General features: G+C 58.8%; 10 protein-coding genes, 1 pseudogene and 1 riboswitch. Of the genes and pseudogenes, 7 read left to right on the forward strand and 4 right to left on the reverse strand.

Going from position 1 to position 10,998, the window contains the following annotated elements; translation table 11 throughout:
* Nucleotides 1-121: 121 nt before the first annotated feature.
* Genes AB843_RS12200 through AB843_RS12215 form a run of 4 tightly spaced genes read right to left on the reverse strand, consistent with a single transcriptional unit; the run spans nt 122 to nt 4,608 of the window.
* Entirely contained in the window at nt 122-1,492 is a 1,371-nt protein-coding gene (locus tag AB843_RS12200; protein WP_048647110.1) for an aldehyde dehydrogenase family protein, read from the reverse strand.
* The gene (locus tag AB843_RS12205) at nt 1,489-2,817 is read right to left on the reverse strand and encodes a pyridoxal phosphate-dependent decarboxylase family protein (RefSeq protein WP_082143805.1); all 1,329 of its coding nucleotides are present in this window, start codon (nt 2,815-2,817) and stop codon (nt 1,489-1,491) included. Before AB843_RS12205 ends, AB843_RS12200 begins: the two co-directional genes overlap by 4 nt.
* Nucleotides 2,818-2,823: 6 nt before the next feature.
* Nucleotides 2,824-3,237, reverse strand: a complete 414-nt coding sequence (locus AB843_RS12210; protein WP_048647112.1) for a nuclear transport factor 2 family protein — start codon at nt 3,235-3,237, stop codon at nt 2,824-2,826.
* 18 nt (nt 3,238-3,255) lie between these two features.
* Nucleotides 3,256-4,608 (reverse strand): glutamine synthetase family protein, encoded by a 1,353-nt coding sequence (locus AB843_RS12215; RefSeq protein WP_162230640.1) that lies wholly within the window; start codon nt 4,606-4,608, stop codon nt 3,256-3,258.
* Between the two features lie 67 nt (nt 4,609-4,675).
* Here AB843_RS12215 and AB843_RS25575 point away from each other — a divergent pair, with 67 nt between their 5' ends.
* From AB843_RS25575 to AB843_RS25990, 7 genes and pseudogenes are all read left to right on the forward strand, one after another.
* Nucleotides 4,676-5,446 (forward strand): FadR/GntR family transcriptional regulator, encoded by a 771-nt coding sequence (locus AB843_RS25575; RefSeq protein ID WP_048647114.1) that lies wholly within the window; start codon nt 4,676-4,678, stop codon nt 5,444-5,446.
* Between the two features lie 62 nt (nt 5,447-5,508).
* Complete coding sequence (locus tag AB843_RS12225) at nt 5,509-6,282, forward strand: glutamine amidotransferase (protein WP_053086127.1); 774 nt, start codon at nt 5,509-5,511, stop codon at nt 6,280-6,282.
* Nucleotides 6,283-6,284: 2 nt separating this feature from the next.
* Nucleotides 6,285-7,445, forward strand: a complete 1,161-nt coding sequence (locus AB843_RS12230; RefSeq protein ID WP_082143807.1) for an ABC transporter substrate-binding protein — start codon at nt 6,285-6,287, stop codon at nt 7,443-7,445.
* Between the two features lie 13 nt (nt 7,446-7,458).
* On the forward strand, nt 7,459-8,556 hold the full coding sequence (locus tag AB843_RS12235) for an ABC transporter ATP-binding protein (protein ID WP_053086128.1): 1,098 nt from the start codon (nt 7,459-7,461) through the stop codon (nt 8,554-8,556).
* A 67-nt stretch (nt 8,557-8,623) separates the two neighbouring features.
* The gene (locus AB843_RS12240; protein ID WP_157384502.1) at nt 8,624-9,448 is read left to right on the forward strand and encodes an ABC transporter permease; all 825 of its coding nucleotides are present in this window, start codon (nt 8,624-8,626) and stop codon (nt 9,446-9,448) included.
* Between the two features lie 5 nt (nt 9,449-9,453).
* A complete protein-coding gene (locus AB843_RS12245) occupies nt 9,454-10,239 on the forward strand; it encodes an ABC transporter permease (protein WP_053086129.1) in 786 nt (261 codons plus the stop codon).
* 13 nt (nt 10,240-10,252) lie between these two features.
* Nucleotides 10,253-10,339, forward strand: a riboswitch (glycine riboswitch).
* A gap of 216 nt (nt 10,340-10,555) precedes the next feature.
* A pseudogene (locus AB843_RS25990) lies at nt 10,556-10,635 on the forward strand (IS6 family transposase); the annotation flags it as partial.
* Between the last annotated feature and the right edge of the window lie 363 nt (nt 10,636-10,998).

Genomic DNA, 10,998 nt, shown 5'->3' on the forward strand with positions numbered 1-10,998 from the left:
GGTTTTCTTGCCAATTGAACATCGGGGTTCGGCCCACCGTTTTTCGACAAGATCCCTCAGCAAAAAAACCAGGCATGAAGCCTGGCAGTAATTGTCCAAGGAGGGACGGGAGGAATTGGTTTCAGCCGAAATAATAGGACTTTGGACGCGTCACGTGGTGGAAGCCCCATTCGGACAGTGAGCAGCCGCGTCCGCTTTCCTTGATGCCGGTCCACGCGAGGCGTGGGTCGAGGTAGTCGCAGCGATTGACGAATAGCGTCCCTGTCTTGACGGCGCGGCCGAGCTGTTCCGCTGCGACCCGGTCTGCGGTCCACAGAGAGGCGGACAAGCCAAAGCGGCTGTCGTTCATCAGGCGTACGGCTTCCTCGTCGTCCTCGACCGGCATGATACCGACCGCCGGGCCGAAAGTTTCTTCGGTCATGAAGGCCTGCGAATGATCGACCGAAACAAGTGTCGTTGCATCGAGATAGCAACCGTCCTCGGCGCTTGGAATCTTGCCGGTTACCACCTCAGCGCCTGCATCGACAGCAGCGGCTATCTGGTCTCCGATTTCACCCGCCGCGCGTTTCGTCACAACCGGACCAAGAGTCGTGCCAGTGTCCAGGGGGCTGCCCAGCTTCTGCGTCCGGCCGGTTTCGGTAATGAAAGCGGATACAAAGGGGTCGAAGATCTTCTTGGCGACATAAATGCGCTCGATCCCGCAACAACTTTGACCGCTGTTGAAGAACGAGCCGTCGACCAGCGATGCGACGGTCCGCTCGAGATTGGCATCGCTGCGCACATAGGCCGGGTCCTTGCCGCCGAGTTCGAGCGTGATCGGGATGAACCGTCCGGCAGCAACTTTCTCGATCTCGGTGCCGCCCCGAACGGAGCCAGTGAATGCGACAAAGTCGATGCCGCCGTTGAGGATGATCTTTCCGATGGTGTCGTGGGTTGCGAATATGGTCTGAAAGACACCCTCTGGCAGACCCGCCCGCCGGAACGCATCAGCAAAGCGCCGACCCGTCAGTGCCGTCTGACCGGCCGGCTTTAGAATGACCGAATTCCCGGCGAGGAGTGCCGGGACGATGGTGTTTATCGCCGTCAGGAACGGGTAGTTCCACGGCGCAACCACGAGAGCCAAACCGAGCGGTTCGCGGTCGACGCGCCGGCCCGCTTGACTGTCGCTTACGTCGAGCGAGGAAAGACCGGCATCGGCTCTGGAGATCATGAAATGCGTACGTTCGGCGACACCGTTCATCTCCTTGCCGCCGAAGGCGAGGGGGCGTCCCATCTGGTGCGCAAGCTCAAGGCCCGCGTCATCGGCCATCGCGAGCATCTCGGCGACAAAGCGGGTACAGATTTGAGCGCGCTCGGCGAGAGGCACATTGGCCCATTTGCCCTGTGCCTTACGGGCAGCGCGAACGGCAGAGTCCACGTCTTCGTTCGATTGATATGACACCCGTTCGAAAACGCTTCCGTCAATGGGTGAAACGATGTCGAAACTGCTCATGAGCAGGCGTCCTCCAGTGCGTTTACAAAGTTTGCGATGTGTTCTCTCGTCAACATCGGCGAGAGCAGGACGGCGCGGAGATAGTTTTCATTCCGCCAGCGCGAGAGCGAGGCCCAGAAGCCTCCCGCCTCGGTCAGGCGCCTTTGAACCTGCGCTGCGTCTCGGGACGGCGCGATGATCTGCAGATTGAGGTCGGGTGTGTGGGTCGGTCTCAGAACGTCGCTTTCGGCGAGCATGGCGTGAAAGGTCTGTGTCAGCGCGATGGATCCGTCGATCATCTCGCCGAGTGCATCTGTCCCGATCGCCTGCAGCAGCGCCCAGAGCACAAGGGCGTCGGCAGGTCGCGACCCCTGAAGCCCCCATTGGCCCCGGTGGCTCTCATCGGAAATCGAGTAGGGCATGGCAACGCCGAGACGGCGGTCGAACAACTCCGTGCCGCGGATCAGAACGACCGCCGACACCCGAGGCACGTACATCCACTTCTGGGGTCCGAGCACAATCGAATCCGCCTCTGCGATGCCGTCGAGATAAGCGCGGTGCTGCGCACTGAACATCAGAGCGGCGCCATAGATCGCATCGATGTGGTGCCAGGCGCCGAATTCCCTGCAGATCGCACCGATCGCACGGATGTCGTCCACCGAGCCGTGAATCGTCGTGCCGAGAACCGATGTCACGACAGCTTTGCCGCTCGGCGCCATCCCGAACAATGCGGTGCGCAATGCTTCGGGCTGGACCCGGCCGGCATCATCGCAGGCCACGCGGATGATCTGGTCGGCGGACAGTCCCAATACCGCCGCCGACTTCGCCAGCGAGGCGTGACCGGATTCGGGCAGGAAGAGCACAATGCGGCTCCGTGACGACACGTCCTCATACCCGCCGAGCGCACAGAACAGCGCTGTGAGGTTGGCAAGCGATCCGCCGCTGGCCCAGGTGCCGGCCCAATCGGCCCCAAGTCCGAGTTTGCCGATAAAGAAGTCGATCAGCGTCTCTTCGACATTGCTTGCGAAGGGCGACAGCTCTCGAAAGAGCATGTTGTTATTGAATGCCGAGACCAGCGCTTGCGTCAGAACGGCATATGGGTGCGGCGCCGTATCCATGTGGCCGGACATTGAGGGTGCTCCGAGTTGGGCGGCCCCGTCGACGATATCGCCCCACACGCGCGACAGCGCGCCCGATCCACCACCTGTTTTCGGTGGCGGCGTAACGGCGGGCACTTCGAGCGGTATTGGACGCTGGTCCGACCGGATCGAATTGAGCCGATCCGCGAAGTGTTGAGCCAGGCGCTCGATCTCGTCCGCGCCTGGCCAGTTGATCATCTGTGACATTTCAGATCAGTCCGTGCTGAAATCGCCGGCCTTGACCTCATCGTCCTGCCAACTGTGCTGCCAAGCGTGTTGGTCGCAGACTTTGCCATTGCGGAAGCGGAAGTATTCGATGCCACGCTCGTGCACCTTTTTCCCGGTTTCCGGGTCGGTGTAATTGCTGTCCCAAGTCGTTACGATGCAGTCGTTCGTGTGGGCGACGTATTCCTTGGTGATCTTGAGGTCGCTGGCATAGGCGAACCATTTTCGCGGTCGCTCGCGCAGCGGCGCGCCGGTTTGCGATTGGTTGGCGCCCCAGACGAGGCGCGCGTCCTCTGTATAGCCCTCGGCCGCGCGCGCTCCGTCGTGCGCTTGCCAGACGGCTTCAAGATCCCTGACCCACTGCACGGGGTTGCCCGGCAGATGGTTCTCTGCAGATGACATGATATTTCCTTTCACTTTTTAGATGTCCATGAGCAGCATCCGCCGCTCAAAGTCGGTCACGGCCACACGCGCGGCTCGGCTCGTTTGCTTGCCGTAATTGGCGTAGTGATCGCGAAACGATTTGCCGAAGACATCGCTGATCAGGTCAGACGTTTCGAATGCCTCAATCGCCTCGTCGAGTGTCTGTGGCAGGAGTGGCGTGTCGGACATTGAATAAGCGTTGCCGGACTGTGCCTCACCTGCCGGGCGGAGCTTTTCATCGACGCCTCGAAGCCCTGCTGCGATCATCGCAGAGTAGGCAAGATACGGATTGATGTCGGCGCCGGGAATACGGTTCTCAATGCGCCTCGCCTTGCCCTTGCCGACCATGCGGAACGCGACCGTGCGATTGTCTTCGCCCCAGGTCACTGCGTTAGGCGCAAAGGTGTTCGGCTGAAGTCGACGGTATGAATTGGTGTTAGGCGCGAAAAAGAGGAAGATGTCGCGGATATAGGTTGTGAGGCCGCCGATGAAGTGCGTCATCAACTCGGTCGCTTCACGTCCATCCGCGCCGTTGGCAAAGGCAGAGGACCCGTCTTCGTTACTCAGCGACATGTGGACGTGGCAGGACGAGCCGCCCATGTCTTCATGGATCTTGGCCATAAATGACGCGAGCATCCCCTGGCTCAACGCGATTTCCTTGGCTGCGGCCTTGAGCAGCAAATGGTTGTCGGCTGATTTCATTGCCTGCTGGTGCTGGAGGTTGATTTCGACCTGGCCCGGCGAGTACTCGGCTTTGAACATCTCGACCTCGACACCGGAAGCCTCAAGAAAGTTCCTCAGCGGGCCGAAGTAGTGCTCGTCTTCAGACGTGCGCATCAAGGTTTCCGGGTGCATCACGCTGTGCTTTGGCGAGAGATTGACGTAGCCTTTCTCGTAGGCTGTCTCGGGTGTCTCGCGGAGCAGGTAGAATTCAAGCTCCGATGCGAAGGACGGCTTCAGCCCGCGCTTTTCAAGGGCCGCGATTTGTTTGGCGAGCACGGTTCTGGGCGCGACATCGATTTCGCCGCCGCCCGGCAGTTTGGCGTTGCCCATGACGAAAGCGGTACGTTCAGACCACGCATAGGAAGCCAGCGTCGACATTTCCGGAACAACGATCATGTCGGGATAGCCGTTGTCCCATCCGGATAATGCGTACCCGGGATCGAGCGAGTGGTTGTGACCCCATGTCAGAACGACCGAGCAGGTTCCAACACCGTCCTGTCCGCCCGCGAGGAAATGCCTGGCGGTCAGACGCTTGCCGACAAGCCGCCCCTGCATGTCGGGTGTCGCTACAATGACGGTGTCAATCTCACCAGCCTCGACGGCTTTCTGTAAATCTGACAGTTGCATTGGTCCCCCAAAGTGCGGTTTAATCTCTTTAAGGATCAAAATCATACCTTTTGAAGAAGCTGTCAAGATGGCAAAGAGCGCTCAAAAAAAGACTGTTGGTGAAAATCGCGAAGTTGAACTCGCGCGGACCCTGTTTTCCAAGGAGGGTCAGTCTGGAAAAAACCTCTTCGAACGCACCGTTGAACGTCTCGGCAGCGCCATAAAGCACGGGATCGTCGCGCCGGGGGATCGTTTGCCGCCCGAGCGTGAGCTGGCGACCATGATGGGAATCAGTCGGACGACCGTGCGGTCAGCGATCCAGATTCTGGTCGAGGGTGGGTTCCTCGTGTCGCGCCGTGGGCGCGGGGGCGGTACCTTCGTGGCGGATGAACCGCCGTCATGGCCGACGGCTGAGAATGGGGCCTCCGAGGTCAGAAGCGAACGAGAGATCCAGTTAGTTATGGAAAAACGTAGGGTTATCGAGTGTGGTGTCGCAGAGCTGGCCGCCGAGTCACGCACCGATGATGACCTTCGTGAATTGCGCGCGCTCGTAGGAGAGATGGCGGAGCTTATCGATGACTTTCAGGCCTTTCGAGCTCGCGACACGCGATTTCACCTGAAAATCGCGCAAATCACGGACAACCCGGACTTGGTGCGACTATCGGGTGACATCCAAGATAGCCTCGGGAAGCTGCTCGCCTATCTCCCGCCAAGCCGCGAGGCATTGATTCGCTCGAACCAGCAGCACGCCGAGATTGTCGCGGCGATTGCCAAGGCGGACGGGACACAGGCTCGGCGCACAATGCGTGAGCACGTTGGTGCAACGCGCCATTTCATGCAGGGACTTCTGCCTGTCTGAATTATTTGGTCTTGTTATCCCTTTAAAAGGTATGTAAAGATACCTAAAGGGAGTGACACACCATGACATCGATTCTGGCGCACCGCCACGTTGCTTTCGAGGATCTCGACGGGTTCGTCCCAGCGCTCGAACGTCACGGATTTGACATCACATATCGCGACGCGTTGCTCGATACGCATCCTTACGATCCGCTCGAACCGGAACTCATGGTCGTGCTCGGCGCGCCCTGCGGCGTCTACGAGAAAGACGATTATCCGTTCATTGCCGAAGAGATCGATGCCGTCCGTCAGCGGATTGCCGCGGACCGACCTGTCCTCGGCATCTGCTTTGGGGCACAGATCATCGCCGAAGCGTTGGGGTCGAAAGTGTTCCCGGGCCAGCCGTTCGAATTCGGCTGGTCGCCCATAGCATTGACGGATGCTGGAACGACCTCCGCGATCCGGCATTTCGCCAGTCAAGGGCGCGAGGTTTTTCATTGCCACGGGGATACCTTCGACTTGCCTGAGGGCGCCACGCTGCTCGCTTCCACGCCGAGCTACCGAAACCAGGCGTTCCGCTACGGCCCGCATCTTGGTGTTCAGTTCCACGCGGAGGTGTCCGAGCGTGGATTGCGCCGTTGGTACATTGGCCAAGCCGCCCGCGCGCGCGCCGCGGGCGGCGTTTCGAAGTTGCGCAGCAAGACGGACGAACTCGCGCCGGCCATGGTCGGCGTCCATGACGAGATGATTACGGAGTGGTTGGCAGAAATCGGCCTCCTAAGTCCAGGGGCCACGCCCGAAACGATCAATCAAAGAGGCGGGATGAACCGCTTCCTCACCACCAACGGGAGGTCTTAAAAATGTTTCGATCAAGCAGAAGACGTTTCCTGAAGATGTCTGGTGCTGCCGGGTTGCTCATGGCAAACCGGGCGGCGGCACAAGCGATCGGAGGTGCCGAGATCGCAAGCGTCGAGGACGATGAGATAGGCGCGCGGCTCAACCTCTTCATGTACGAAGGCTACGACAGCCCGACGGTCCTTGATCCGTTCGCACGTCAATACAAGGCGCAGATTCGGTTCCAGATGGTGAGTGGCGATGCCGATGCCTTCAACAAGATACGCTCGGGGCAGGCAAAAATCTTCGACCTCGTGAACCTCAACAATCCCTGGGCCAACATCTTTTATGACGCCGGTTACCTGCGTCCGCTCGACGAAGAGACGTTCGGTCCCTACTACGACAACATGATTGACCGCTTCAAGCGTCCCTACAAATGGGCGCATTCCTTCAAGGACGGTCAGTTGCTCGGCATGGTACAGCGCTTCGGGCCGATGTCCTTTGTCGTGAATACCGACAAGATTTCCAAGGCGACCGCCAATAGCGAAGGCGCGAACATCGTGCTCGAACCGAGCATGAAGGGCCGCTACGGCGTTCTGGATTTCCCATATGAGACGATCTACATGCTCTGCGTCATCGCGGACGTAAACCCATACGCAAAGAAGACCGAAGCCGAGTTGACCAAGTGCAAATCGACGATCCGCCAGACGATCCTCAACGCCAAGCTGATCGGCAGCCCGGCGGCGCTCAACAACTCACTTCTCAACGACGAGATCGACATGTACGTCGCCGGCGGTACCTTTACCGTGTCTTCGCTGCGCCGCGATGGTTTCCCGCAATTCAGGGCGGTCAGCCCGGCCCACGGACCTATCGAGGGCAAAGGCGGCACGGCTTATGTGGAAATCACTTCGGTTGTAAACAACCCGAACCTGTCGCCGATTGCCGGGGATTTCCTGCACTACATGCAGACGCCGGAGGGCTCCCTAGCGGTTGCCCGCTCAGGCTCCTCGCTCAACCCGGTGGGCAATATCCACCAGATCGCGGAGAAGATGGATGCAGACGAGTTGACGGCCATACAGTACGATGACCTCGAGGAGCACATGGCGCTTTGCGCCGAGTTCGAGCCGAACCCCGACTATGATGAACTAATCGGCGCTTGGGAACAAGCCCTTCAAGAGCGCGGATGAGTGAAGCCCGACGATGGATGAAGACCGTATCCTGACCGCGACGTCTCTCAAGAAGATCTACGGATCCTTCGTGGCCGCCGACGTGCCCGAACTTCATGTCAACAAGGGCGAGTTCTTCACGATTGTCGGACCATCCGGCAGTGGAAAGTCGACCTTGCTCAGCATGTTGACGGGCACAACGCTTCCATCGTCGGGGAAAGTCGAAATCCGGGGGCAGGACGTGACGTTCCTGCCTCCGGAACGAAGGCCGACGACGATGGTCTTCCAGAACCTTGCGCTGTTCCCGCATATGAGCGTGGGTCAGAACATCGGCTTCCCCATGGATGTCCGCGGGACGGATGAGGCGAAAAAACGTGCACGCGTGATGTCGCTGCTTGAGCTCGTGCATCTGCCGACATCCTACTACGACAAGGCCATAGCGCAGTGCTCCGGCGGTGAGCGTCAGCGCATTGCCATTGCGCGTGCATTGGCAAACGACTCTGAGATCATTTTCTTTGACGAGCCGTTGTCGGCTATCGACTACCGTTTGCGCAAGACGCTCGAGGTCGAGCTGATGGAAATGCACCGGCACACCGGCAAGACATTCGTCTACGTCACCCATTCGCTCGAAGAGGCAATGACGATGTCCGACCGGCTCACCATCATGAAGAACGGCAAGATCGTTCAGACCGGAACCGCGAACGACATCTACACGCGTCCGCAGAATGAGTTCGTGGCCCAATTCCTCGGCGAGATCAACGTATTCACGGTGCAGGTCATCAATCGAAACGACCGAAAGCTTACATTGTCGAGCACCGAGTCGGGGGGCAATTTTACCGCCGTGGTCCCCAAAGGACACGAGATCGGAAACACGGCCAAGCTGGTCGTGCGCCCCGAAAACATGCGCATTCTTAGGGATGGCGAGAATTGCGACAACGCCATCGAGGCAATTGTTAGTCACCGGCTGATGTTGGGATCGCGGATCCAGTACGAGGCCGAAGCTTTCGGGAAACGGCTCATCATCGAAGAACTGTCCAAAGTCGATGTCGACAGCGCCAGCCTTGCGGTCGGTGCGGGCGACCGGATCCGTGTCGGCTGGTCGTCTGATGGGGGGATTCTAGTCGATGACTGATAGGGTTTCACACCATCGGTCAATATTGGCGCGCATACCTGTAGGCTATCTCTTTGGATTGCCGGTCGTGCTTTATCTGTTGCTCTTTTTTGTCGGCCCGCTCGTCTACGTGATCGCCTTGTCGTTCATGCCCGAAGGCCTGACTGGCGTCAGCCTGACGACGACGATCGGAGAAGGAGAGAACGCACGGCAGGTTCTAACCGCGACATCTGACAATTATGAGCGGGTGGTCGAGGCGGGATATCACCGGGCCCTCTGGACCTCGATCAAACTCGCGACGATTTCGACGACTATTCTGCTGTTGATCTGCTACCCGCTCGCTTATGGCCTCGCCAAGACCTTCGGTAAGCTGTCGCCGATCCTCACGCTCCTGTTCCTCATGCCGTTGTTCGTATCCGAGACTATACGTCTCTATGGCTGGTCGCTTTTTTTCCTCAAGGGCGGCATTCTGAACGGGATTACCGCTACGCTGGGCCTGCCTTTCCCGGAGATGATGTTCACGACACCGGTCATCATTGTCGGTCTGGTGAACATCTATTTCCCCTTCATGCTTTTCCCGTTGGTTGACGATACGTTGGTGTCTGCGTCCCGCGATCTAGGGGCGAGCCGCTGGCAGACTTTCCACAAGGTCGAGTTGCCGCTGGCCAAACCAGGGCTTGTGATCGGCATCATGCTCACCTTTGTTTTGACGCTCGGCTCCATGTCGGAATCGCAGATTCTTGGCGGGCAGAACGTGCTGATGATCGCGCACAGCGTCGATTTTGCCTTCAGCTGGCAGCAGGACTGGCCGCTCGGTGCCGCGCTCTCGGTGCTGCTGATCGTGATCGTGCTGGCCAGCATGTTGTGGCTTCTGTCCCGCGTGGATTTCGATTCGCTCTTTCGGAGGCTCTGAGCTCCATGCGCCATGTAACAAAGCCGTTTCTTTTCGTTTATTCGGGCTTGATGTTGCTCTTCGTATTGATGCCGATGATTTGCATCGGGATCATCTCCGTCGCCCCCACCCGCTTTCTGAACTTTCCGTTTCCACGGCCGGCAACGTTCCGGTGGTACGAGGAAATGGTTCAGTCCCTTGCGATCCGCGAAGCCCTCGCCAATTCGCTGATGATCGCGGCAATTGTCACGGTGGTCTCCGTCTTCCTCGCGACCTGCGGAGCGTTGGCGTTCGTGCGTTACTCCTACAAGGGCCGGAAGCTCTTTCAGCGTCTGATCCTGTTGCCCGTATTCTTCCCACAAGCGGTACTTGGCCTGATCCTGCTCGTCTGGTTCAGCAACCTCGGTGTGCCCTCCGGCTGGTTCGCGGTTGTGCTCGGACAAATCGTGTGGATTGCGCCTGTCGTGACCCTGATCATCGCCATCCAGGTATTCGGCTACGACGCATCGCTCGAGACGGCCGCCCGCGACCTGGGTGCCAAGCCCGGCTACGTCTTCCGGCGCATTACGCTACCGTTGCTTGCGCCGGGCATTTTTTCCGGAGGGCTTTTTGCGTTCCTGCTGTCCTGGGTCAATTTCCCGATCAGCTACTTCACAAGCGGCGTGGATACAACGGTGCCGGTCTGGCTCCACACAAAGTCCGTCCTTGCGCCTACACCATCCGCGAACGCATTGGGCTTTGCCATCTTCCTCGTGTCGTTCTTCCTGCTCATTCCTCCCTTTTTGTTGATGAACCGGAAAGGAAAGAACTGATGCCGTAAACTATCGGGTCTTTGTGGGAGAGACTGCCAAGCGCAGCGCTGAAGGAGAAACCGCCCCGGAAGCTCTCAGGCCAACGGACCGCAGGACCCAACATGCAATCTGGAAAGTTGGCCGCGCAGGCGGTCTCGCCGACGGGTCAATATCTCAGGCACCGAGACAGATGGGGTACGATCGACAGGCAGGGAGCTTTGCATCATGCCTCATGAGGGCGATGTCACGGTAACTTCTTTTGAGGAGTCGCTGGGGTAGACATCGGTTCATCAAGGACATGCTTATCAGCTAGAAACGCCACCGCTTTCCCGCCGAGATCATCGCGCAGCGGTGTGGCTATATTACCGGTTCCCTTTGAGCTTGCGTCTGGTCGAGGAAATCCTGCTGGAGCGCGGCCGTGAGATAAACCTGACACCCCTTGAAACCCTCGTTGCTTGATTGATTGGCCGAGTATGTGTTCGAAATGGGCGTCGAGTGCCGCGGAAATGATCTCCAGCAGCGCCTCTCCCTCGTCTCTTGCGCGCGCGGCAGCGGCGTCAACGTCGCGGATCGCTCAAGGTCGCCTGTCGTCATGGCTCTTTGCCTTCAACGCGTCTCCGAAAATCGCGATCGCCTTGAGGCCAACGCCGTGAATGGCCAGTTACTCTTTCTTCTTATAGCCGGCTGCCTGACGAGGGCCTGAAGTGAATGATGCTGCCAGCTTAGTTCACACCTGATTCAGCCAGAATTCTTGACCTGCTCCCCTGAATGTACCCATTC

The sequence above is a fragment of the Nitratireductor soli genome, from assembly GCF_001050155.1.
Classification (GTDB): Bacteria; Pseudomonadota; Alphaproteobacteria; order Rhizobiales; family Rhizobiaceae; genus Nitratireductor; species Nitratireductor soli.

Coding starts and splice junctions, on each gene's coding strand:
- AB843_RS12225 (WP_053086127.1), top strand. CDS start 5,509: ATGACATCGATTCTGGCGCACCGCCACGTTGCTTTCGAGGATCTCGAC.
- AB843_RS12205 (WP_082143805.1), bottom strand. CDS start 2,817: ATGTCACAGATGATCAACTGGCCAGGCGCGGACGAGATCGAGCGCCTG.
- AB843_RS12235 (WP_053086128.1), top strand. CDS start 7,459: ATGGATGAAGACCGTATCCTGACCGCGACGTCTCTCAAGAAGATCTAC.
- AB843_RS12245 (WP_053086129.1), top strand. CDS start 9,454: ATGCGCCATGTAACAAAGCCGTTTCTTTTCGTTTATTCGGGCTTGATG.
- AB843_RS12210 (WP_048647112.1), bottom strand. CDS start 3,237: ATGTCATCTGCAGAGAACCATCTGCCGGGCAACCCCGTGCAGTGGGTC.
- AB843_RS12215 (WP_162230640.1), bottom strand. CDS start 4,608: ATGCAACTGTCAGATTTACAGAAAGCCGTCGAGGCTGGTGAGATTGAC.
- AB843_RS12230 (WP_082143807.1), top strand. CDS start 6,285: ATGTTTCGATCAAGCAGAAGACGTTTCCTGAAGATGTCTGGTGCTGCC.
- AB843_RS25575 (WP_048647114.1), top strand. CDS start 4,676: ATGGCAAAGAGCGCTCAAAAAAAGACTGTTGGTGAAAATCGCGAAGTT.
- AB843_RS12200 (WP_048647110.1), bottom strand. CDS start 1,492: ATGAGCAGTTTCGACATCGTTTCACCCATTGACGGAAGCGTTTTCGAA.